21 protein-coding genes are annotated in these 24778 nt (G+C 44.2%); 16 read left to right on the forward strand and 5 right to left on the reverse strand.

Annotation, left to right across the window (positions count from 1 at the left end; all coding sequences use genetic code 11):
• Positions 1-236 precede the first annotated feature (236 nt).
• From helD to MHI38_RS01460, 6 genes are all read left to right on the forward strand, one after another.
• Positions 237-2657, forward strand: coding sequence for an RNA polymerase recycling motor HelD (gene helD, locus MHI38_RS01435; RefSeq protein WP_341180858.1), 2421 nt, complete (start codon positions 237-239; stop codon positions 2655-2657).
• Positions 2658-2924: 267 nt separating this feature from the next.
• On the forward strand, positions 2925-4970 hold the full coding sequence (locus MHI38_RS01440; protein ID WP_341180859.1) for a methyl-accepting chemotaxis protein: 2046 nt from the start codon (positions 2925-2927) through the stop codon (positions 4968-4970).
• 220 nt (positions 4971-5190) lie between these two features.
• Positions 5191-5940: a gamma-glutamyl-gamma-aminobutyrate hydrolase family protein gene (locus MHI38_RS01445; protein WP_339838933.1), complete on the forward strand. Its 750-nt coding sequence runs from the start codon at positions 5191-5193 to the stop codon at positions 5938-5940.
• A gap of 335 nt (positions 5941-6275) precedes the next feature.
• Positions 6276-6626 (forward strand): DoxX family protein, encoded by a 351-nt coding sequence (locus MHI38_RS01450; protein WP_341181892.1) that lies wholly within the window; start codon positions 6276-6278, stop codon positions 6624-6626.
• A gap of 25 nt (positions 6627-6651) precedes the next feature.
• Entirely contained in the window at positions 6652-7356 is a 705-nt protein-coding gene (locus tag MHI38_RS01455) for a response regulator transcription factor (RefSeq protein ID WP_341180860.1), read from the forward strand.
• Between the two features lie 121 nt (positions 7357-7477).
• Positions 7478-7903 carry a MarR family winged helix-turn-helix transcriptional regulator gene (locus MHI38_RS01460; RefSeq protein ID WP_341180861.1) on the forward strand — a complete coding sequence of 142 codons (426 nt, stop codon included), beginning with the start codon at positions 7478-7480 and terminating at the stop codon, positions 7901-7903.
• Between the two features lie 170 nt (positions 7904-8073).
• On the opposite strand, the gene MHI38_RS01465 is transcribed toward MHI38_RS01460, so the two are convergent.
• Both MHI38_RS01465 and MHI38_RS01470 read right to left on the reverse strand, forming a co-directional pair.
• Positions 8074-10395, reverse strand: coding sequence for an MMPL family transporter (locus tag MHI38_RS01465; RefSeq protein WP_341180862.1), 2322 nt, complete (start codon positions 10393-10395; stop codon positions 8074-8076).
• Between the two features lie 81 nt (positions 10396-10476).
• A complete protein-coding gene (locus MHI38_RS01470) occupies positions 10477-11094 on the reverse strand; it encodes a TetR/AcrR family transcriptional regulator (RefSeq protein WP_341180863.1) in 618 nt (205 codons plus the stop codon).
• 1119 nt (positions 11095-12213) lie between these two features.
• Here MHI38_RS01470 and MHI38_RS01475 point away from each other — a divergent pair.
• Both MHI38_RS01475 and nspC read left to right on the forward strand, forming a co-directional pair.
• Positions 12214-13458: a saccharopine dehydrogenase family protein gene (locus MHI38_RS01475; RefSeq protein ID WP_154889177.1), complete on the forward strand. Its 1245-nt coding sequence runs from the start codon at positions 12214-12216 to the stop codon at positions 13456-13458.
• Between the two features lies 1 nt (position 13459).
• A complete protein-coding gene (gene nspC / locus MHI38_RS01480) occupies positions 13460-14587 on the forward strand; it encodes a carboxynorspermidine decarboxylase (protein WP_154889175.1) in 1128 nt (375 codons plus the stop codon).
• A gap of 132 nt (positions 14588-14719) precedes the next feature.
• Here nspC and MHI38_RS01485 read toward each other — a convergent pair whose 3' ends face one another.
• A complete protein-coding gene (locus MHI38_RS01485; protein WP_341180864.1) occupies positions 14720-15502 on the reverse strand; it encodes an SDR family NAD(P)-dependent oxidoreductase in 783 nt (260 codons plus the stop codon).
• 114 nt (positions 15503-15616) lie between these two features.
• Here MHI38_RS01485 and MHI38_RS01490 point away from each other — a divergent pair, with 114 nt between their 5' ends.
• Positions 15617-15973, forward strand: a complete 357-nt coding sequence (locus MHI38_RS01490; protein WP_154889171.1) for a MerR family transcriptional regulator — start codon at positions 15617-15619, stop codon at positions 15971-15973.
• A gap of 143 nt (positions 15974-16116) precedes the next feature.
• Entirely contained in the window at positions 16117-16989 is an 873-nt protein-coding gene (locus MHI38_RS01495; RefSeq protein WP_154889169.1) for a YitT family protein, read from the forward strand.
• Positions 16990-17075: 86 nt separating this feature from the next.
• On the opposite strand, the gene MHI38_RS01500 is transcribed toward MHI38_RS01495, so the two are convergent.
• Complete coding sequence (locus MHI38_RS01500) at positions 17076-17747, reverse strand: cyclase family protein (protein ID WP_341180865.1); 672 nt, start codon at positions 17745-17747, stop codon at positions 17076-17078.
• A gap of 181 nt (positions 17748-17928) precedes the next feature.
• Here MHI38_RS01500 and MHI38_RS01505 point away from each other — a divergent pair, with 181 nt between their 5' ends.
• Both MHI38_RS01505 and MHI38_RS01510 read left to right on the forward strand, forming a co-directional pair.
• Positions 17929-18126 (forward strand): hypothetical protein, encoded by a 198-nt coding sequence (locus MHI38_RS01505; RefSeq protein WP_145330658.1) that lies wholly within the window; start codon positions 17929-17931, stop codon positions 18124-18126.
• Positions 18127-18347: 221 nt separating this feature from the next.
• Positions 18348-19481, forward strand: coding sequence for a serine hydrolase domain-containing protein (locus tag MHI38_RS01510; RefSeq protein WP_154889165.1), 1134 nt, complete (start codon positions 18348-18350; stop codon positions 19479-19481).
• 236 nt (positions 19482-19717) lie between these two features.
• Here the strand turns inward: MHI38_RS01510 and MHI38_RS01515 are convergent, their stop codons facing one another.
• Positions 19718-20752 carry a DMT family transporter gene (locus tag MHI38_RS01515; protein WP_261769270.1) on the reverse strand — a complete coding sequence of 345 codons (1035 nt, stop codon included), beginning with the start codon at positions 20750-20752 and terminating at the stop codon, positions 19718-19720.
• 267 nt (positions 20753-21019) lie between these two features.
• On the opposite strand from MHI38_RS01515, the gene MHI38_RS01520 reads away from it, so the two are divergent.
• The 4 genes from MHI38_RS01520 to MHI38_RS01535 are packed head-to-tail and all read left to right on the forward strand — an operon-like array spanning position 21020 to position 24777.
• Positions 21020-22009, forward strand: coding sequence for a LacI family DNA-binding transcriptional regulator (locus tag MHI38_RS01520; RefSeq protein ID WP_154889163.1), 990 nt, complete (start codon positions 21020-21022; stop codon positions 22007-22009).
• Positions 22002-22880, forward strand: a complete 879-nt coding sequence (rbsK, locus tag MHI38_RS01525; protein WP_154889162.1) for a ribokinase — start codon at positions 22002-22004, stop codon at positions 22878-22880. Before MHI38_RS01520 ends, rbsK begins: the two co-directional genes overlap by 8 nt.
• Complete coding sequence (gene rbsD, locus MHI38_RS01530; protein ID WP_154889159.1) at positions 22880-23281, forward strand: D-ribose pyranase; 402 nt, start codon at positions 22880-22882, stop codon at positions 23279-23281. Before rbsK ends, rbsD begins: the two co-directional genes overlap by 1 nt.
• Before the next feature lie 14 nt (positions 23282-23295).
• On the forward strand, positions 23296-24777 hold the full coding sequence (locus tag MHI38_RS01535; protein ID WP_154889157.1) for an ATP-binding cassette domain-containing protein: 1482 nt from the start codon (positions 23296-23298) through the stop codon (positions 24775-24777).
• Position 24778 lies beyond the last annotated feature (1 nt).

The raw sequence follows: 24778 nt of genomic DNA on the forward strand, positions 1-24778 counted from the left end.
AGCCCCATGGAACAGACCAAAGGGCTTTAAAGAGAGTGGAGCTATCGTTTAAATGTTAATAAAAAAAGATTGAACGCAAAAATACGCTGTGATATAATCATGAGCGCAGTTGATTTCGTTGAATATGTAATTGGTGTATCATTATTTCTCCTAAATTAATCATACATCGGATTCTTCGGTTTGTCAACGCGCTTTTTTTCTCCAAAAAAAATGGGCTGAGGAGTGTGGTTAAAGATATGACAGAAACGAACGAATGGCAATTGGAAAAAGAAAGATTGGCTTACGTGCGAAATGAACTGCAGGCGAGACTTGCTGAACTTGAACCCCAAGTTGAAGGTCTTGCGGATCAGGCTACGAAAATTCGTAAACGTTTCTGGGAAGAAGTCACGATTAATACGGGTTCATACACGGATTTTGAAGAAGCCTTTTATACCATTAATCAGCAAGCGAGAGTGTTGGCTGAACGAGAACGTGGGCATAAGTTATTAGTACAGCAGTGGAAAAATGTAAATCGTTTATTGCCTTTACCTTACTTCGGACGTATTGATTTTAAGGAAAAGGGTCTTGGTGTTACGGAGCCAATTTACATTGGGGTGTCTTCTTTTACAGACAAGGAAGGCTTGGATTTTCTCATCTATGATTGGCGTACACCTATCGCGAGTCTCTATTATGACTATGGCTCCGGTACGGCAGATTATGAGACACCTATGGGGAAAATCGAGGGGACCGTTGAACTGAAACGTCAGTTTCAAATTCAGGATGGTCAGTTGCTGGGCATGTTTGATGCTAGTGAAACCATTGGGGATGCCATGCTCCAGGAAGTGCTCTCCAAAGGTGCGAATTCTCAGATGAAAAGCATTGTAGCAACGATACAAAAGGAACAGAATGCCATTATTCGTGATGATCGCAGCCGAATGCTGATTGTTCAGGGCGCCGCAGGTAGCGGCAAGACATCCGCTGCGCTCCAGCGAGTGGCCTATCTATTATATAAACATCGCCAGACGATCAAGGCAGATCAGATGGTTCTTTTTTCGCCAAATCCGATGTTTGCGAGTTATATCTCGACCGTTTTGCCAGAGCTAGGTGAAGAGAACATTCAACAGACGACGTTTCAGGAATACTTGAATTATTGGCTCGGATCGAGCTTGAGTCCGGAAGATCCACTTGATCAGATCGAGTATGTACTTACTGCTGGTGCGGAACCAGATTACACTGCTCGTATGGAAGGCATTCGCTATAAAGCATCCGCGGAATTTATGAAAGCTTTGAAGAACTATGGGGAATGGCTAGGGCATGAAGGGTTAAACTTTATCGGCATCCGGTTCCGTGAACGGGAGTTCATTACTTCAGCTCAGATGAAGGCACAATTTTCAACGTATGACGTCCATCTTCCGTTGCCAAGCCGCATATTGTTATTGCAAGAATGGTTGCTGAAACAGCTGGCTGTTCTAGAGCAACAGGAACGACAAGCGGACTGGGTGGAGGAAGAGTTGAATTATCTCGATACGGACGACTACGCAGACGCGTACGGTAAGTTGCACAAGGAAAAGGCTGTGTTCGAAGTGGCGGAGCAGTATGCGGCAAGAGAGAATGCAAGCAAGCGTGCTGATCTGGATGAAGGTGCTTTCGATTTTGGCGAGAGGGAAGAAGAATTGCTACGGCGAAAAATAGTGAAGCAAACGTTCAAGCCTCTAAGGCAGCGTGTTCGAAAGTTCAAATTCGTCAATGTACAGTCAGCCTATGAACAACTATTTGTAGATTCCGCAGCCTATCAAGAACGTACGAATGGAGCGGCAGTTCCACCTCACTGGGATGAAATCTGTATCCAAACCAAAGATATGTTGCGTCAGAACAAGCTGTTCCATGAAGATGCTACCCCGTATTTATATGTAAAAGAAATCATCGAAGGGGTACGAATCAACACGGATATCCGTCATGTGTTCGTCGACGAAGGTCAGGATTACTCGGCATTTCAATATGAATATCTCAAAAAGCTGTTCCCTCGTGCCCGCATGACGGTACTAGGTGATTTCGGGCAAGCGATCTATATGCAGGCGACAGAACTTGCCGCTACTGATTCGCCATTAATTTCGTTATATGGGGACAAAGAAACGACGCTTATTCGGCTAGTACAGAGCTATCGCTCAACTCGAGAAATTGTTGAATTCACGAAGGCGATGCTACCGGGCGGTGATGAGATTGTTGCTTTTGACAGAAGGGACCAGAAGCCGGCTTTAATCCGGGTGGAGGCAGGAGAGAACGAGCGTGATGAGTTCATTCGATCTGACGTTGAGGCGCTTCAAACAGAGGGTTTTCGTTCGATTGCGATCATAACCAAAACGGCAGCCGAGAGTCACCTTGCATATGAATGTTTGCGAGAGGTCGGTGTAGAGGGACTAAGGCTGATTACGAAAGACACGGAGCAGTTTGAAAAAGGCGTGATGGTCATTCCCGTCTACCTCGCCAAGGGTGTAGAATTCGATGCAGTGCTTGTATATGATGCCTCCGCAGTTCGATATGGGGAAGAATATGACCGCAAGCTTCTTTACACGGCTTGTACTCGCGCGATGCATCGGTTGCATCTCTATACGGCGAAAGACTGGTCACCTTTTGTTCTGTCATTGCCTGAAGAATTGTATGATGTAAAAAATGTATAAATTCCTTTTTCCCATATTTATCCTTAACATATTTTACAGTCTATGCTATGATACGGTTCAAATAAGGCTTGTTACTGATTTTTTCAGGCAATACCTATGTTTACATGCACTCAGTTTTTCTCTGAGTGTGTGTATGCATGGGTTTTTTTGCGTTTATCCAATGATCAACTTGGCTCCATTCCCGTCTTTAACGCAGGATGATGGCGAAATTGAAGCTGAGTTTATTAAATAAAAGTCAACTGATTTGATTCAGAAAGGGAGATTGGATTGAAGCAGAACAAGAGAAAGGTTTCATTTTGGAAAAAAGGGATTTCGGCATTACGTTTGATGAGCACACGTCTGACAATCGCATTTCTTGCTGTACTTTTGATTCCTACCGCACTTATCGGATATTTTTCGTATACCAGTGCCAAGGATCAGGTTCAGCAAAAAATGACAGCACCCATCCAAACGATCTTAACGATGGTAGGGCAGCATATTAACAACACCGTTGGTGAGCGAGTGAAGTTACTTCATTATATAGACGATTTGGTGGGTACAAATCCAGGAACGGAGCAGTATGAAGAAGTTAGGCTAGACATGAATCGTTTCTCGACTACATATCCGGAGATTTTGGCTTTTTCTATGGCGAATGAACAAGGGAAGTTTATTACGAACTCCAATATCGAAGAAACAACCTCCGATGTTCGCAATACCGAATGGTACAAAAGCGCCATTAGCGATGGTGGCAAAATTCATTTTTCGAACATTACCAAAGATGCAGCCTCCGGAAAAATATACGTAGAAATATCAAAGGGACTTTCGGGTGATAAAGGGGCTGTACGCATTCAACTGGATCTGACTTCATTAGCAACAGAGCTCGCCGCGATAGAGGTTGGCGGTAATGGCAGCTTAATTGTTGTGGATCGCAATCGTTCCATAGCGGCTTGGTCAGGAGCTATTTCCAAAGGAGGGGGCGGTGAACTGGGTGGACCACTGATCGAAGGCATCCCGGTAAACCCTAATACGGCGTCTGATATGGATGAGCCCATGGCTTTCTCTCATTTTGTACGTACAGACCTGGAATATGATTTGGATGTATATAACGGTGTTAACGCCTTAACGGGATGGAATGTGATTGTGCTTATGGGGCATGAAGACTTTATTGTTGCAGCCAAACCAATTTTGATTACAAGTCTGACGGTCATTGGCATCTCGGTCCTTATTGCCGGATGGATCATTTTTCTGATATTGAGAGCCTTTATTGTTCCGATGAGAAAACTCAGAGTGGCTGCACGTAAAGTACGTGAGGGCAATCTATCTGAGCGAGTTGGTCTGAATTCTGCTAACGAATTTGGTATGCTGGCTCAGGATTTTGATGAAATGACTCAATCCCTTCAATCTGTTGTCCTTGAACTGAACAAGACCTCTTCGTTGCTGGGGGAATCTTCACAGATGATTCAAGAGAGCACAGAGCAGACGACCCAATCTGTTCAGCATGTAGCCGAGATTATGCAACAAACGGCTGAGACAGCCGTAAATGGAGCTGAAAGCTCGCGTCAAACCGCTAATGCTGTGGAAGAGATGGCAAGAGGAATCAGCACCATAGCAGCATCTGCAACGACGATTGTGGATTCGGCCGAAGAGACAGAACGTGCAGTAGTAAGCGGTGGCGATACGATTAAACAAGTGGAAGAACAGATGGGACTCATATTGGAAGTCGTGGAAGAAACCAGTTCACTGATGAATCAATTGTCTGCTCTTTCCTCGGAAGCAAGTCAGATGAACGATGCCATAGCAGATATTTCTCGTCAAACGAATCTGTTGTCATTAAATGCTTCCATTGAAGCATCCAGAGCTGGAGAACATGGCAAAGGGTTTGCGGTTGTTGCTTCGGAAGTTCGCGAGCTATCCCAGCAGTCCAAACAAAGCGCCGAACAGATTGGCAGTACTATTGAGCACATGCTGAACTTGATTGAACAGTCGACAATGCTGATGAATCAGCAGGTTCGGAATCAGGTAAGTGAGGGTATGCGCATTAGCATAGAAGCTTCCAAAACCATTCGGAACATTGAACAGCACACGTCTAAAATAGTAGATCAGATTCAGGATATCTCCAGTATATCTGAAGAGCTGTCTGCGAGTACCGAACAAGTTTCGGCTGCAGTAACCGAGATGGCGGACATCTCGAAGCTGTCTGCGGACAGTGCTCAGACAACCTCGGCAGCGGCACAGGAACAAATGGCTGCAATGGAGGAAATCTCGGCATCCACGGTTCAGCTGGCCCAAACGGCTGACAATATGCAACAGCTGGTTCAACGATTTACACTCTAAGACGTTAAGGAAAGTCGCTGGGTACAGCGGCTTTTTTTACGTTGAAATCTATTTTTTCTCAAGCTAACAGAGGATGTAACAGGTAAGGAAATGCAAGGTTTTGTGCATGTTGTTCAACGAAAACTCTGATAAAATAAAACAAACTTGAATGTAAACCCCATTACAACATAAACAACGGATGAAGCGCTGAATCCAATATTAAAACAGGAGGTGGCTTGAGATGAACAAACCGATGATAGGGGTACTTCCTTTATACGATACGGACAAAAAAAGTTACTGGATGCTTCCTGACTATATGAAGGCCATTGAAGATTCAGGTGGTATCCCGGTCATGCTGCCATTAACGACAGACGAGGACATGATCACAACGCTGGCGCACACCTTTGACGGATTTCTGTTTACTGGTGGCCATGATGTTAATCCGGAACTTTATGATGAGCGGATGCAGAGCGTCTGTGGCGAGTTGTGTATGGAGCGGGATCAGATGGAGGTTATTCTGTTTAAAAAAGTGATTGCAATAGATAAACCTGCCTTCGGCATATGCCGCGGATTACAGCTGTTTAACGTAATATTAGGCGGTACGTTATATCAGGATATTCCTACAGATATGGAAGCAGAGCAGGAGATTGTCCATCAGCAAAAACCCCCATACACCAATCTCGTACATTCCGTACATATTAAAAAAAATAATCTGCTTCATGATATCTTGCAGACGGATCAGATTCAGGTTAACAGCTATCATCATCAGGGCATCAAAACGTTATCCGATCAATTAGTGGCTGTTGCCATTGCGGAGGATGGATTAGTTGAATCTGTCGTCAAGCCGGGTGATTCGTTTGTACTCGCAGTTCAGTGGCATCCAGAGTATAGTTATGCCGTTGACGGGTACAGTCAGCAGTTATTTGCAGCTTTCGTCAGAGCATGCAGTTCAGCACGATTTAAGAGCCCTGTGCAGGACATTACGGCTTGATTCTAGTTCGATTGATATGAAAGGTTGAACACAAAAATCACTTTCGAGTATAGATTAGAGCATACGCTTGAAAGTGATTCTTATTTTTTTATTCGAGATAACGTATGAATGGTTACATTTCAATAAAGTTATACTCTGGGGTTGACATTAGATTAAATTTAAAACAAAATATATGCTATAGCATATAGAATGCCAATGGGATTGATGGTTGTTGTTAAACGTGAGTGCTGTCAGTGCAACTAAATAATCTTTTTCATAAGCAGAGTCACAGACCAGATACATGGTATAGCATGTAATTGATTCGCGATCTATATGTAATAACGAATGAAAGAAGGATAGCGATGTTCATTTTTATTACGGTTTTACAGGTTCTGTTAGGCCTCTTTTTCCTGGTTACAGGAAGCAAGATTATTTCGGGGAAGATGGCCGATGAATTCAAACGTTTTGGATTGCCTTCATTCTTTAATATTTTGACCGGATCGTTTGAGATTGTTGGAGCTATGGGTATGCTTGCTGGCATATGGATACCTGGTGTTGCATTTTGGGCAGGATTGTTACTGGGAGGTACAATGCTTGCTGGAGCCTTTACTTTGATTGTTTTAGCTAAAGATCCCATACAAAAAGCCATTCCTGCCATTGTTTTGTTCGTACTTAGCTTGATTGTATCACTGTATTATTTCTTCTAAGCGCTGAATAAGGAGGAGACGTAAGATGGGATTACAATCCCAACAAATTTTAATTGTTGATGATGAGCTGAGAATTCGAAATCTTCTACGGTTGTATTTAGAGAGAGAAGGTTTCGAAGTAGATGAAGCTACCACAGGAGAGATTGGTCTGGAAAAAGCACTTCGTTATGACTACGATCTGTTGATCCTTGATGTCATGTTACCTAGCATGGATGGCTTTTTCGTAACTTCAAGAATACGTCAATATAAGACAACTCCCATCTTAATTTTAACTGCAAAAGATAGTGAAGAGGATGTTATTCAAGGTTTTGAGTCAGGAGCGGATGATTATGTCACCAAACCGTTTAGTCCACGTGAAGTCGTTCATCGTATTAGAAGTGTCGTTCGGAGAAGACAAGCGGGGAATCACGAAAACCTTACTTTTTATCGAAGATTGAAATTGCGTGATTTCATTTTGGAAGACGATCACAAATTGTCTTCTAGGGGGAAAGAGATTCATTTAACTCCTAAAGAATACGAATTGTTATTTTATTTAGCGACGTCACCAGATAAGTTGTTTTCGAGAGAGAATATACTTCAAAATGTATGGAACTATGATTATAGTGTGGACTATCGTACCGTAGACACACACATCAAACGAATTCGGGAAAAGCTGGATGACATTTCGGCGGGTTCCTCCTCTATGATCAAAACGATATGGGGGTTAGGATATAAATTTGAAATCGGATAATTAAGTAAGCATCTGATTGAAAATTAGTTTAGCCGCCTCATTCCTTGATGAGTGTCGTTTGTAACATTCGTTCAGATCACCTATAATTGGGTGTAAGAAAATGATGAATGAGGGTACAACAATGGACTTATACAGTGTGACTGGTTTTTTAATTCACCGAACAGATCTCAAACTTACGAATTATTTTATCAAACAATTGAAGCCTTACGAGGTCACACCTGAACAATGGAGTATTATATCTTTCATGGATCTCGATAAAGCTACGACTCAAAAAGAGCTGGCAGAGGCTATCGATCGGGATCAAACGACTGTCGTTCGAATGATCCATTCACTAGAGCGTAAAGGAATGGTTCGACGTATCGTTAATGATCAAGATAAACGTTCACACCATTTATATTTGTCTCCCAAAGGAGAAGAAGTGAAAGAAAAGTTGTTGTTAACGGTCCAAGACGCTCATAACTATGTTACACGAGGGATAGAGCCTGAGGAACTGGAACAATTAAAGGCAATATTAGAAAAGCTGTACATGAATGTGCAAGAGAATTAAGTGAATTTAAGATAGAGAGTTAAAGAACATTTAATACATGCTATAGCATGTATATTGATGTGCGAGAGTTGTTTGGGTTAGATAGTTTTGTGTTAGATAATAGGCTTAATGTAAAGACCTCCTCATGAGCTGAGGAGGTCTTTTGTTGAAGATATATTATTGAAAATCCGTTATGACTTGGAAGCTGACTTCGACATAACTTCGTTTTGGGCATTGAGGGAAGCAATCAGCTTTTCACCTTCCACATCGAGATTAGGCAGGATGCGATCCAGCCATTTCGGAAGAGACCAAGCTTTATCGCCAAACATCGCCATAATGGCCGGAACCAGAGCCATGCGAATGATAAAAGCATCAACTAAAATACCTACCGCGAGTGTGAAGCCGATCTGTTTAATCATGACATCATCAGTAAAGATAAAACCAGCGAATACGGAAACCATGATAACCGCAGCGGCAACAACGACTCGACTAACCTGATTATAACCATGTATAACGGATTCCGTTCCACGATGACCATGAACATAGGATTCGCGCATCGAGCTAACCAAGAATACCTGATAATCCATGGCAAGACCGTAGAGAATCCCGGTTACGATTATAGGCATGAAGCTGAGCAACGGGCCGCCTGTATCGAAACCAAAGAGGGAGTGCAACCAGCCCCATTGGAACACTGCGGTTGTCATACCGAATGTGGCTAGAATGCTAAGCAGGAAACCAATCGTTGCTTTGATCGGAACGATGATCGAACGGAACACAAGCAACAAGATGATCAATGAAAGTAGAATGATGATACCTACATAGATCGGGAAAACCTGAGCCAGCTTGGCGGACATATCAATATTTACGGCGGTAAGTCCGGTTACACCAAGTTTGACGTCATAGGTCTTAGCCATATTAGAGTCTGCTGACCGCAGGTCGTTAACCAACGTCTTGGTCAATTGATCGTTAGGACCTGTCTTGGGAATGAGACTGAAAATAGCCAAATCCTCCGTCATCCCTAAAGGAGAGACTTGAGCCACGTTATTCTGACCCTGCAACTCCATGGCGAGTCCACCCAGAAGCTCTGGTGTCATTTTGGCAGAGGCATTACGTGGTTCGGCCACCAGGATTAGCGGCCCGTTAAAGCCTTCACCAAAACCTTTCGAAATGGCATCATAGCTCTGTCTTGCATCCGTATCCAGGTTTGCTGAGGAAGCTCCCGGAATGCCCATTTCCATTTTAGTAATCGGGGTAGCAGCAAAACCAAGGACAAGGATAATCGCAATAACGGTCGCCCAGCGATGTTTAATAACGAATTTGACCCATCTGTTAGCCACGCCATGGCTTGACGCTTCTGATGAGTTGGTAGCTTTCGCACGAGCTTTCTTCGAGCAGATTCGTTCACCAACAAGGCCGAGCAAGGCTGGCAGTAAGGTTAATGCAACGAATACGTTGATCAGTACCGTTGCCGCTGCGACGAGTGCCATCGTGGACAAGAAAGTGAGTCCGATGACGAGCATACCGCAGAGGGCAATAATGACGGTTAAGCCGGCAAAAAATACAGCACTGCCTGATGTGCCAATTGCCCGCGCTGTAGCTTCCTGTGCGCTTAGGCGCCCGTCAATAATCATCCGGCGCTGACGATTGACGATGAAAAGTGCATAGTCGATGCCGACAGCCAAACCTACCATTAGAGCCAAAACGGATGTCACACTTGGCATATCAACAAATTTGGAGATCGAGAATGCTCCCCCAACCCCAATAGCGACACCAAGAAGGGCTGTGATCAGCGGCAGGCCTGCTGCAACAACGGAACCAAGGGTAATGAGCAGTACGATGACCGCGATAACCAGCCCTACAATTTCGGCGGAACCAACCCCGATGGATACGGATTTAAGCGTTTCACCAGGCAATACCTTAATCTGTGTGCCTTCTTCAACCTTCATGACCGATTGAATAACAGAATCAAACACATCTTGCGTAATAGCAGACTGTTCAATCGTGAATTGGAACTGAAACAGTGCTGTGCTACCATCCGATGAGATTAACAAACCTGGTACGGGAACGTTGTTCACCATGAATGGTCCGTATGGAGGCGGCGAGGCTGTGGCCGATTGGGCCAAGTTCATCAATTGAGCCGCGTCCGCAGATGCCCCTGAGCTGTTCCCTTGCGCAGCTGCATAGTCGGCTGGATTAATCACTTTGTCCAGCCCGTATACTTCGCTGACACCTTTCATAATGGCAGCGGTACGTTCAGGTGTATCCAGCCGCTCGTTGTCCGGCGCTTTGAACACAACGCTTCCTTGACCGCCAGAGGCGGCAGGCAGTTCTTTTGCAAGCTGATCCAAAACTTTCTGTGATTCTGTTCCTTCAATTTTCATTTCCGAGCTGATGTGCACGCCGTTGATACTGATCATGGAGATGACGATCCCCAGAATGATCACCCAGCCAATAATAAAATATCCCGGCTTGCGAAAAGCAGTTTTTCCTATTTTATATAATAAGGTAGACATTTCTCTTTTTTACACTCCTTCTATTATAAGTATGACAATTCTAATGGTGGATTATGATTAAAAGACGATAAAAGAAGGAGCTTAAAATCCTTTTCGCAAATGATCAAACACCGTTTCCATAAACTGCTCAAACGGGACTGCATCTGAACCTGAGCCTGCGGGGATTTGCTTACCGGGCAACAGTACGTTCAGTCTTCCTTCAATTAAGGGCAACACGGTGCCATAAATAGCGCTGATCAACAAGTAAGTATAGATTTCGTCGTTTTGGCCGTTCGACAGGTCGAGCAGGGTTTCCTGCGCCTGAGTTTGCAGTCTGTGCATCGCTGCCAAATAGTGAGGTTCAAGCACGGGATAGGTTCGGGACAAGATGACAAGTTGATGCAGTCTGCCAATCAATTCGGACGTGAGTTGCATTTTAACCAGTTCATACATAATTTCCAGCAGTGAGGCATGATCCGGAATCTCTGTGATCAGATGTTCAAGCTCGGCTGTATTTGGTACAGATAGAGCTCCAAGCGCAACAGCTTCTTCCTTGCACGTAAAGTAGTTGGCAAATGTTCTACGAGAGCATCCGACCTGTCGCACGATATCTTCTACCGTAAATCCATCTAGTCCATGCTCCAGTGTCAGATTAAAAGCAACTCCGGCAAGGGCTTTCTCCGTGGCTTCTTTTTTTAAGTGTCGCAACGTTCGTTTCATAATTTATACCGCCTATGCGTTCACCTCCTTAAGATGGATTAAAGGAAAATATCCACAGTATCTCTTTTGTGAAAATAATCATAACAACAATTTGCCCAATGTGCAAATTTACTCATTGTGCAAATTAATTGTGTGAATGAATATCCAATAATAGTTTATTAATATGCACCTTATTTCGATTTAAAATTTGTACTTTATAGACACAGTGCATGCTTTGATGCTCTTTGGATTACATCCCTGTAAATTGTTTGAATTATTCGTAAACCACCATTAGAGAACTATATAGACAAATGGAGAAACGTTTTTTCGAAAAAGTATGGCTTCATTAGGAAAATATATCGATTAAATCAATACAGAAGGATAGAGGCTGAAGTTAAAATATAACAGTCATGACTTTATCTATAATTACGTGAGAAGTGGACTTGAATAAAAGAGGGGGCATATTTATGCAGAAACATTGATCTCTAGTGGGAAACGCTGAAGATGACTTTAGAGGTTATGACGACCTGTTGATTCCTGATCTAATAAAAATAAAAAATAAATTTTAAAATATCCCTTGATTTTTCGGGAAACGTCTGATAGTGTAATACCTGTGATTTTGGAAAGTTGATTTATCAATATGAATTAGAGCTTTCCAGCAGATAATTTTTGACCACTTCTACCAAGGAGTTAAGGCCATACGGACAGCCGGGTCAAATGCCGATTGGCAACTTCTGTTGCCTTATTGATTGAGTTCAAAGCTCAAATTTTATAAGTTGGTTACTTTACAACCAGTGCATCTGCACATCAACTTGTGAAACGGTCAATAAGAGTGGTAAAGGCGAATTATTTGCTATATAGACTCTGATCCAATATTGATATACATGAAGAAGCTTTCCGCTGAAGGGGTTCTTATGGACTTTTTTGGTCAAGGAGTCTTCACGTCTTTTTTATGATGTATATCGACAAGCAAGTGTGATGGTGTGCGCAAAAGTGCGACATTTTTCACCTTGCTTTTTTTATTGTATCAGGAGCGGGTGGACGTTGCATAATGAAACAATACAACTGCGAACGTCTTGGAATTTTACGAAAAAAACAAAAACTAAAAAATCCTAATTATGGGGATAGGAGAATGAGAAAATGGGAAAAGCACTAATCATCGGCGCCGGCGGCGTAGCTTCTGTAGCAGTACACAAATGCGTTCAAAACAGCGAGGTTTTTGAAGAAATCTGTATCGCAAGCCGTACCAAATCCAAATGTGATGAACTGAAAGCAAAATTGGATGGCGGCAAAACAAAAATTACAACAGCTCAAGTGGACGCGGACAATGTAGAAGAGCTGATTGCATTGATCAACGAGTTCCAACCGGATATCGTAATGAACTTGGCATTGCCATACCAGGATCTGACGATCATGGATGCTTGCCTGGCTACGAAAACAAACTACATGGATACAGCAAACTATGAGCCGGAAGATACGGCGAAATTCGAATATAGCTGGCAATGGGATTACAAAGAGCGTTTCGAAAAAGCGGGCATCACTGCATTGCTGGGTAGCGGATTTGACCCTGGCGTAACGGGCGTATTCTCCGCATACGCATTGAAACACTATTTTGACGAGATCGAATATATCGATATCCTCGACTGCAATGGCGGCGACCATGGTTACCCATTTGCTACGAACTTCAACCCTGAGATCAACATTCGTGAAGTTTCTGCGAACGGCAGATACTGGGAGAATGGTGAATGGATCGAAACTAAACCGATGGAAATCAAACGTGTGTACGACTTCAAAGAAGTTGGCGAAAAAGATATGTACCTGTTGTACCATGAAGAGCTGGAGTCTCTGGCGAAAAACATGCCTGGCTTGAAACGTATCCGTTTCTTCATGACATTTGGCCAAAGCTATCTGACTCACCTGAAAGCTCTGGAAAACGTAGGCATGACTTCCATCGAGCCGATCGAGTTCGAAGGAAAACAAATCATTCCTTTGCAATTCCTGAAAGCTGTTCTGCCTGATCCGGCGTCCCTCGGACCTCGTACAGTAGGTAAAACGAACATCGGTTGTATCTTCAAAGGTAAAAAAGACGGTCAAGACAAAACATATTATGTGTACAACATCTGTGATCACCAAGAGTGCTATAAGGAAGTTGGTTCCCAAGCGATCTCTTACACAACTGGTGTACCGGCAATGATCGGTGCGGCTATGGTGATGACAGGAAAATGGAACAAACCAGGCGTATACAACGTGGAAGAGTTCAACCCGGATCCATTCATGGAAGAACTGAACAAATGGGGACTTCCTTGGGTAGAAGACTTCAATCCGGTTCTCGTGGATGAGCTGCCAGAAGAGTCCAAAGCAAAAGAATCGGAGCTTGTTCGCTAACATGCGGTTCGAGCAATTACCGACACCCTGTTTTGTTGTTGACGAAGGTCTGATTGAGAAAAACTTGAAAATCCTGAACGGTGTAATGCAGCGTACAGGAGCGAAAATCGTGCTTGCGCAGAAGGCGTTCTCCATGACGGCGATGTATCCGCTTATTGGAGAATACTTGAGCGGTGCGACTGCGAGCGGTTTGTATGAAGCGCGTCTTGGTCACGAAGAGATGGGCAAAGAGAATCATGTCTTTGCTCCGGCTTTTCGTGAGGAAGAGATGGATGAGATTGTTTCGATCTGTGATCACATCATTTTTAATTCCTTTTCACAACTGGCAAAATTCAAGGATAAAGCACTTCAAGCGGGCTGTAAGGTTGGTTTGCGTGTGAATCCGGAATGCTCCACTCAGGAAGGACACGAGATCTATGATCCGTGTGCTCCAGGTTCACGCTTCGGCGCGAAGCAGGAGGATTTCCGTGCAGAGTTGCTTGAAGGGGTATCTGGACTGCACTTCCACACGCTGTGCCAGCAAAACTCGGACGACTTGGAAACAACGTTGAATGCATTTGTTGAGAAGTTCGGACAATGGTTGCCGCAGATGGAATGGATTAACTTCGGCGGAGGACACCATATTACCCGTGAAGATTACGACATTCCAAGACTCGAAGCTTGCATTAAACGGATGCAAAATGATTATGGTCTGGAAGTGTACCTGGAGCCGGGAGAAGCGGTTGCACTTAATGCAGGTTATCTGGTGACTTCCGTACTGGACTTCCACAAGAATGGCATGGATATTGCCATTTTGGATACTTCAGCAACTTGTCATATGCCAGATGTTCTGGAGATGCCGTATCGTCCGCCATTGATTGGATCGGGTGAAGTGGGCGAGAAAGCTCACCTGTATCGTCTAGGTGGTCAAACATGTCTGTCTGGTGACGTGATTGGCGACTATTCATTCGATGAGCCTTTGAAAGAAGGCGACCGTCTCGTATTTGAAGACATGGCGATCTACTCCATGGTTAAAACCAATACGTTTAACGGCATGCCGCTTCCTGCCATTGCGGTTAAACGCAAAGATGGAGATTGCGAAGTTGTACGTGAATTCGGATATCAGGATTTTAAAATGCGATTGGCATAATACTTTATTATATATCGGAGCAATATAGAGATATTACAATAGAGAGCAATAATAGTGCAGTACAAGTAAAAAGGCTGTCCAAGGTCACAGGCTTCGTGTGACCAGAGGACAGCCTTTTTTTGGCTACTTCTATTATTCGTTAGAATCGACAGGTTTGCTTGCAGCTCTTGCGGCATAGGGGAAGATTGGGTCTTTCAGTTCGAATTCATACGTTAGAACATTCACAATACCTACAACATGTTTGCTGTCATAGAGATCGAGTAAAAATCCAGCCATTTGCTCGGCTGTATGGAACTTGGGCACACGGCCTTCATACTGGAACTGATCCAGATCAAAGGCACGTTCAGCAAACTCAGTTTCTGTGGCCGCAGGTGCCAGCACTTTGGCTTGCATTGGAGCGCCTTTGCTTTGGAGTTCTTGTGCTAGCCCTTCGGTAAAGGCACTGACATAAAACTTCGTGGCACAATAGGTCACCGCATCTGGAACGATAGTGTAGCCGCCCCCTGAAGAGATGTTGATGATCCGCGTGCCCGGAGTATTGGCATAATCCCGAACATACAGAGTGGAGAGAATCGTCAGTGCTTCAATATTCAGATGAAGCATTTGCTCAATTTTAGGCAAATTTTGCTCACCGACCGAAGCAAAGTTGCCAAAGCCTGCGTTGTTGATCCATGTTTCAATGGAGTAACCTTTCAAGCTTTCATAGAAAGCATGTACATCTGCGGCAATGGACAAATCCACTGTACGAACAACAACATCGAGTTCCGAGTTGAGTTCGGCGATTTTATTTTTTAACGTATCCAAAGCTTCGGTTCTGCGGGCTGCTAAAATGAGATGTTTGCCTCTGGCTGCAAAAGCCAAAGCGGCTTCATATCCAATGCCTGAGCTGGCACCGGTAATAACGGTATATTTCATGTGAATTCCTCCTGGGATCAATGCTAAGCATTATTGTGGGATGACCACGAATTGATTATACTGATTAGAGTTTACTCTAAGTCAAGCACTCAAGTGGAGGAGGTGAAAACAACCATGCATACCATTGGAGAAGTGGCTGAACTGCTGGGCATCAGTGCACATACACTACGTTATTACGAGAAGGAACAGATCATAATACCTTTACGGGATTCCAGTGGGGACAGGCGCTATAATGAGTCGCATCTTAAATGGCTGCAGTTTGTCATCAAGCTGAAAGAAACACAAATGCCGATTGCGATAATCAAACAGTATGCTTCTTTATTTCAAGAAGGTGAGCATACGGCTCCAGGACGTTTGAAGTTGCTCGAGAACCATAAAAAAGCCGTTGAAGATCAGATGAATACCCTTCATGCGGCGAATGAAATGCTTGAACTTAAAATCACGGCATATCGATCCTTTATCGGGAAATAATGTAACGTAGAAAGAATGCGATCGGAAGACTGAACTAACTTTTGGATTGCCCTTCTATTGCCAAATGTGTGATTTTTGTTATAGACTATTTTTTATGTTTGTTAAAATTTATCGTGTTTATCGTTTATCAAGGGGGAAATGGAATGAATCAACACAAACCACACAAGTCGAACCAGCTCAAAATCCTTTCCAAAGCGCTACTCATCATTATCGGGGGATTCATCACGGCCTATGGTCTGGAGGCCATATTGATTCCAAACCAGGTATCCGATGGTGGCGTAACCGGTCTCAGTATCGTCGGCTCGAATTTGTTCGGCTTGCCACTCGGATTACTAATTGGATTGCTAAACATTCCGTTTGTCTGGCTCGGTTACAAGCAAATTGGTAAAAGCTTTGCACTTTACTCCGTCATTGGTATTGCGTCACTGGCGATTAGTGCCAGTCTGATGCATCATGTGCCCACGATTATTAAAGGGGACACGTTGCTGGTAACGGTTGTGGGTGGTATCATTATCGGTTTTGGTATGGGTCTTGCACTACGTAACGGCGGAGCACTTGATGGGATTGATATGCTTGCCGTATTGTTATCTCGTAAGCTTCCCTTCGGAACGAGTGACCTGATTCTATTCCTGAACATGTTTGTATTTATCGTTGTTTCGACCGTATTTGGTCTGCAAGGTGCGATTTTGTCAGGACTCGCTTATTTCATTGCCTCTAAAGTGATACATATTGTCGAAGAAGGTTTGAGCGGTTCGAAGACATTCAAAATTATTACGACACAACCGGAAGTCATGGTGGAGACTATTCGTGATCGACTCGGACGCGGAGCAACGTACACCGAGGCATATGGTGGATACTCCAACGAGCAGTTCAAGGAAATCACTTGTGTCATCAACCGGATGGAAGAGAGTAAAATCAAAGAAATCATTAACGAGATTGACCCTACAGCCTTTGTTGTTGTCTACGATGTAGCCGAAGTGAAGGGCGGAAATTTCAAGAAGAAAGACATTCACTAAGAACAAGCGTTGATAAGAGCAGCCCTCTTGTCGGCGCTTTTTCTTATCTTTTTTTCACAAAACCATAATCATTCCGCTAGCCAGCGTTAATCTTCCGTAAAAACAGTAGCAAAGCTGCTGTCGACGCCTTCAATGTACAGAGGGATCGCGTAGACCCTAGAGATATGGGAAAGATCCTGATTCAGATTCAGATCTTCAATGACGAGAATGTACTTACCGTCGACCCGACCTTTACCCAGAATAATCTGGTGAAAAGCAACGGCTTCATCTGGATGATTCGCTGCACCAGCGGATATCATATCAATACCAATAGCACGCAAGGAGTTGAAAATCATCAGGTACTGTGCTGCCGAGGCGGATAAACCCGGGTTATGATTGGCGTATCTGTCAGGATCAGATGAGCGAATTCTGCCAAATCCCGTGCGAATCAGCAGCAGGTCAGCTCCAGCGATCTGATGCTCATAAGGCTGCAGATCAGCTTTGGTGATCAACTCATCATCACTTTTGGTAATATCAATCACCACGGGGTGTGTAAAAATAAAATCATCTATCGGAATCTCACTGATCTTTTTGCCTTGAGGATTAAAATGCCACGGCGCATCAATATGTGTACCATTATGATTAAGGCTTGAGACAATAAACTGGTTGTAGGCATCACCTTGAGCGATACTGGATTGTTGCTGTATCACGACGGGAGGATTACCTTTGTACACCGGGGTGTTCACACCCAGCGGATAAGATAAGAGAAGTCGAGCCATAATTAGACCTATCTCCTTTCCTTTGTGTTAACTTGGATTACTTACATTTACTTGCATAAGTGGGGCTTCTGTATGGAAAGCTTTTGTATATAAGTCGAACTGGATTGGTGTGCAAATTCTTTTTAGTTCGATTTATATAGTGAGAAGACGTACAAGACATTTCAATATGGAGGTTAGTGCGATGACAAAGCAAGACCCGCAGGAACTTTTGAAACAGAAGCACGAACAGGATGAGCACAAAAGACAATTTACCAATTTCTCCCGCAACGTATCCGGTCATGGTGAGATGGAGGCAGGGCAGGAATTTAGTCAGGATCACGTAACGGATGACCAGAATCGTATGAAATCGGTTGAGAATAGACGATCTTATCCAAATTAGCGTGCGAATATGATTTTAAGGTTATTAGCTGGTCCAGTTATGGATCGGCTTTTTGCCATTCGAATTGCAATATCTGGCCTGACGAAATTAACATTTAATCAAACTAGTCAACAGGTTCAAAAGGTCGTATAGTAGTATATGTCGTAGGGAAGAGAAGTATATTTCGCTAAGTGCTCTTCGTGGCACAAACAACACAATTTTACATATAAGGATGGGGAAATATGGACTTTAAACCGGTTGCTTCATTAATTGATCGTTTAACCTCATGGAGAGTTCCATGGGCAGAAGTGCTTATTATGCATCAAAACGAAACCGTTTTCCAGTATCGCAATGGATTTGAGAATCTGGAGGAGAAAACTCCAATTCGGGATAACGCCATCTTTAATTTGTACTCCATGACCAAGATTATGACCTGTGTTGCTGCACTGCAACTGGTTGAGAAAGGGGATATCCTTTTACTTGACCCGCTTTCTCAGTACTTACCTGAATTTGAGGAAATGCAGGTGAAAAAGGCACTTCCGAATGGCGAGGTGTACTATGAGAAAGCGACAAGACCAATAACGGTGCGTGATCTATTTACGATGACTGCTGGTTTTTCATATGATATCCATTCGCCAAGTATCAAGGAAGCCGTAGAACGCACGAATGGAACACTGCCAACGCGAGAGTTTGCGAGAGCTTTGGCGAAAGAACCACTCATGTTTGAGCCGGGTACCCACTGGAATTATAGCATGTGTCATGATGTGCTTGGTGCGCTGGTCGAAGTCGTAAGTGGCAAACGATTCGGCACGTATTTGCAAGATGAGATCATTAAACCACTTGGTATGCATGATACCACCTTTGACCTGAATGAAGCTCAACAATCTCGCTTGATTCCGCAATATCTTTTTGATGAAGAGCAAGATAAAGCGGTACGAATGGACGGCAACGGTTTCCGTGTAGGTACAGAACTGGATAGTGGCGGTGCCGGATTGTTATCTACCGTGAACGATTACGCCAAGTTCCTGAATGCACTGACCGGATTTGGCACAAGTCCTGAAGGCGTGCGGATTTTGTCCCGAGCTTCCGTGGAGCTCATGAGAGCCGATCATCTGAATGACATGACACGACCAGACTTTTCATGGGATCATATGTATGGTTACGGCTATGGTCTCGGCGTTCGTACACATATCTCCACAGCAGGCAGTGGATCACTGAGTCCGATCGGTGAATTTGGATGGGCTGGTGCGGCTGGCTGTATGGCCATTATAGATCCGGATTCCGGGCTGACAGTGATGTATGCACAGCATCTGTTGAACAGCCAGGAGCATTATGTGCAGCGCCGCTTGCGTAATGTAGTGTACTCTTGCCTATAAAAAAGCTGTATGCTCGAAAGCTATTCTGATTAATATTAACTTATTTTGAACCCTGCTAAGGAAAAACAGCAGGGTTTTTTGTTTGTTTTAATGTGATAAGGAGTGGGCCACGTACTCCTTATTATTTACATTTACCGTGGGAGAAAGTATGATATTATGGTTTAGGTAATTGGAACTAGAGGGAGATGTTTCCTCTTACATGATCATATTGTGATATTATAAACAAAAGCCGCTGATTAGCGGCTTTTTGTCATTCGAAGTGCGTTTACACGGTTGACCAGATAAATGCCAACAGATACCAATATTAACGCAACAAGATTTTTTAGTTCCCAGATCGTTTCTCCAAGAAACAATGCGGATAACAGGGCACCAAAGATGGGGATTAAGAAATTATAGACCGATACTTTGCCTACTTTGTTGTACTTCAGAAGCAGATTCCACAGGCAAAAGGCCACGGATGACAGCAAAGCCAGATACACCAGATTCAGTGTGGATTCCCATGTAAAATGAGTAACTTGACCTCCGAGTGACAGACCGAGCAGAGTCAGCACCAATCCGCCAACTAGAAGACTAACGCCGGTGATCACCATAACATCAATTGTTCCAGTTAAACGCTTCGCGTAAATGGCTGTTACCGAGAAAACGAGAGCGGCCATAATGATAAATCCTTCTCCTGTGAAAGAGAATGAAAAGGTAAGCAAGTCTGCATGAAAGTTGACGATAATGACTCCAATAAACCCGATTACACAGCCGATGATTTTGTTACGGCTCAGCTTATCATTTTTATAGATAAAATGGGCCAATACAACACTGAAAAACGTCGTTGTTGCATTCATGATGGACCCTTTGACACCGGTGGTGTTGGCTACGCCTACATAAAAAAACATATATTGCAGTCCTGTCTGCAGTACGCCGAGCATGCTCAAACCTGCCCATTCACGTCCGCTAAGCTTGGGCTTGCGTCTGAAACCAACGCGATATAGAAGTAGTAGCAATATACCTGCCAAACTGAATCGATACCCGGCAAAAACGTATTTTGAAGCGATATCTTCGGGTAAAATGTGAAAAGCAACATAGCCGAGTTTGATGGAAGGATAGGCACTTCCCCATAATAAGCAGCATAAGCCTGCAACGAGCATCACAATGAATGGATCGCTTAATTTGCTCCGATGCTCCTGTTCCCCTTGATTTTTGTTTTCTCGTGCTGTACTTTCACTTTGCGTATGTTCTGTTGCCTTTGGACTAATGAGTGTTGAATCTCTCTCGATCACGCTTAATCTTCTCCTCGCTTGTTGTGCACATCTGTATGTAAGAATAAACAATCATGCCTTATAGACCATATCATAAAAACCTGCTTTTGTGTTGGAAGAAAAATGGATTGGAGCAGGCAACCTTGTTATGAAGTGATGAGAGAAATTACAGAGATGATCGCGAGAAAAGTGTGTATGGATTTTATTTCCAACAACAGAGCGCTTGCCAAATGAAAAATAATGTGATAATTTATGTCTGTAACCGGTTACACATAAGGAGAACATTCCATGACAACAATTAAAGACGTAGCAAATCTGGCCGGTGTATCCGTAGCCACGGTATCCAGAGTGATTAATGACAGGGGCTATGTGCACGCAGATACTCGCAAGAAAGTTGAAGAGGCTGTCAAGGCACTTCACTTTTCACCGAATGAAGTGGCACGTTCACTATACACACGCAAGTCGAAACTGATTGGTCTACTGCTTCCAGACATTGCGAATCCTTATTTCCCTCAGCTTGCGCGGGGGGTGGAGGATCGGATGCAAGAGCAGGATTACCGCTTAATATTTGGAAACAGTGATGAGGATGAACGGAAGGAGCAGGATTACATCCAGACGTTTATCCAGAATAACGTAGTGGGTGTGATCTCATCCACCAATTACCCTCACTCTTCGATATATGAAAAGCTGAAGATTCCCGTTGTCTTTCTGGACAGAACTTCACTGGATCGACCTTCGGTCTATGCCGACGGCAGAGAAGGCGGAAGGCTTGCTGCCAAAGAGATCATCAAACGGGGCAGCAAAAGAATTACCGTTATGCAAGGACCATCCCATATTCGGCCGGCTCAAGATCGGTTTGAAGGAGCGATTGAAGTCATCCGGGAAGCAGGACTGGATCATGAGGTCATTCAAACCACCTCTTTTTCATTTAATGAGGCAGGTGTATGGGCGGAGGAACTGTTCAGAAAATTTCCGGACACGGACGGCGTTATTGCCAGTAATGACATCGCCGCAATGGCGGTTTTGCATGAAGCTTATCGGATTGGGAGGAACGTCCCGAATGATGTACAGGTTATTGGGTTTGACGATATTCCAATGAGTGGATTGTTGTCACCGGCATTGTCTACGATCAGGCAGCCAGCATATGAAATGGGCAGAGAAGCAGCAGGATTACTTATTCAGTTAGTAGAGCAAAATAAGATGGAGAATAAAAACATACAGTTGCCCGTGTCTTTCATTGAACGGGGAACAACGAGAAAGGTGAGAAACGATGGCTAACATTTGTGTTATTGGTAGCAGTTCAATGGACTTGGTTGTGACATCCTCCAGAAGACCGGGCGCGGGAGAAACCGTGCTTGGTGAAAGTTTTAAGACAGTACCCGGCGGGAAAGGCGCCAACCAAGCTGTGGCGGCAGCTCGTTTGGGAGCCGAGGTTGTCATGATCGGCCGTGTTGGAGATGATACATTCGGTACAGACATTTTAGAAAACTTTAAAGCAAATCGTGTAAATACAAGCAATATGAAACCGGTTACACATTCAGAGAGTGGTACAGCTCATATCATCTTGGCAGAGGGAGATAATAGCATTGTGGTGGTCGAAGCGGCTAATCGCGAAGTGACACCTGCTTATGTGGATGAAGCTGCTGAAGCGATTCGTAACGCGGATATTGTGCTGATCCAGCAAGAGATTCCAGAAGAAACGGTGATTCATGTCAGCCAATTATGTGCCAAATACAAGACACCCTTACTGCTCAATCCGGCTCCTGCCCGTGCGGTTCCACAAGAGGTGATCGACAATGCATCTTATATTACACCTAATGAGCATGAGGCCGAAATTTTGTTCAAAGGCATGAAGCCTGCGGAAGCGCTACGTCAACATCCAAACAAATTATTCATTACGGAAGGCAGTAAGGGTGTTCGATATTATGACGGTAATGAAGAGGTACTTGTGCCAACCTATAAAGTTGAAGCTGTAGATACAACCGGAGCTGGCGATACATTTAATGCAGCATTTGCAGTCGCTCTGGCTGAGGGTAAGTCGATTCAGGTCAGTGTGCGTTTTGCCAATCGGGCGGCATCGTTATCCGTAACCAAGTTTGGTGCACAGGGCGGTATGCCAACCAGGGACGAAGTAGAGGAGAGCTTGTAATGAAAAGAAACGGCATCTTGAATAGTCACATCTCTAAAATCTTGTCTGATCTGGGTCACACGGATCAAATTGCCATTGCGGATGCGGGCTTGCCCGTTCCGGATGGTGTGCCGAAGATTGATCTGGCACTCAAACTTGGTACACCAAGCTTTCGTGAAGTGCTGGACATCATTGCGGAAGACATGGTCATTGAGAAAGTGATCATCGCTAGTGAAATCCATGAAGGGAATCCGCAGACACTTGCGTACCTGAATGAGAAATTTGATTCACAGATCATAGATGATAGCCAGAACCATGAGCAGTTTAAAGCGTTAACCCGGCAAGTGAAGGCCGTTATTCGTACAGGCGAGGCTACACCGTATGCCAATTGCATTTTACAATCGGGAGTTCATTTCGGTTAAAAGGAGGCAGCACCATGCACATTCAGATGCATAATATCCATAAAGCGTTTGGCACAAATCAAGTGTTAAGCGGTGTGGATTTCGAATTAAAAGAAGGCGAGGTTCATGCCCTGATGGGGGAGAATGGCGCCGGGAAATCAACGCTGATGAACATTTTGATCGGTCTGCACCAACGGGATCAAGGAACCATAGAGATTGATGGCAAAGAGACGTACTTCGGTAGTCCAAAAGAAGCAGAGCAGCTTGGGCTTACGTTTATTCACCAAGAATTGAATGTCTGGCCTGAGATGACGGTACTGGATAACCTGTTTATCGGTAAAGAGATATCGTCCTCCATGGGGTTGCTGAACACAAAACAAATGAAAGCGCTTGCTAGTGAACAATTCGCCAAACTTTCGGTGGACATTCCGCTAGAACGCCCTGCAGGAGAGTGCTCTGTCGGACAGCAGCAGATGATTGAGATAGCTAAAGCGCTTATGACCGAGGCCAAAGTCATTATCATGGACGAGCCTACAGCGGCTTTGACTGAACGTGAAATTCAGAAATTGTTTGAGGTCATTCGTTCTGTGCAAAAAAATGGCGTATCCGTTGTTTACATCTCTCACCGAATGGAGGAAATTTTCACGATCTGTGATCGCATCACCATTATGCGTGACGGGCGAACCGTGGATACCAAAGCCATTCCCGAGACAAACTTTGATGAAGTTGTACGCAAGATGGTAGGTCGTGAGCTGACTGAGCGTTATCCGTCCCGTCATCCGAAATATGGTGAAGTCGTGCTTGAGGTGAGGGAAGCAAATCGGAAGGGATTATTCGAAAATGTCAGCTTTGACGTGAAGGCCGGTGAAGTACTCGGTTTCTCTGGTCTGATGGGATCGGGGCGTACGGAGATCATGAGAGCGATCTTTGGTCTGGATCGATTGGATAGCGGAGAGATTAAGATACGTGGCAAAAAAGTAAATATTCGCAAACCGGCGGATGCGGTGAAGCACGGTATCGGTTTTATAACAGAAGACCGGAAGGATGAAGGGCTGGTGCTCGACTTTTCCATCCGTGAAAATATGGCACTGACGAACCTATTCAGTTTTTCCAGCAAAGGCTTCATCTCGAATGGGAAAGAGCAGGAGTTTGTAGACACACTCATCAAACGGTTGCAGATCAAAACCCAATCCTCGGAAACCGCAGCCCGGAATTTGTCCGGTGGGAACCAGCAGAAGGTTGTCATTGCCAAATGGGTAGGTATCGGTCCAAGCGTGCTCATTCTGGACGAGCCTACACGCGGGGTAGACGTTGGAGCGAAGCGTGAGATCTATCAGCTCATGAACGAACTGACGGATCGCGGGGTAGCTATTATCATGGTTTCATCCGAACTGCCTGAAGTGCTGGGTATGAGCGACCGCATTGCCGTTGTGCATGAAGGTCACATTACCGGCGTTCTACCGAAGGAACAAGCGACACAAGAACACATTATGACTCTAGCTACAGGGGGACAGTAAC

It is taken from the genome of Paenibacillus sp. FSL K6-1558 (genome assembly GCF_038002565.1).
GTDB lineage: Bacteria > Bacillota > Bacilli > Paenibacillales > Paenibacillaceae > Paenibacillus > Paenibacillus polysaccharolyticus.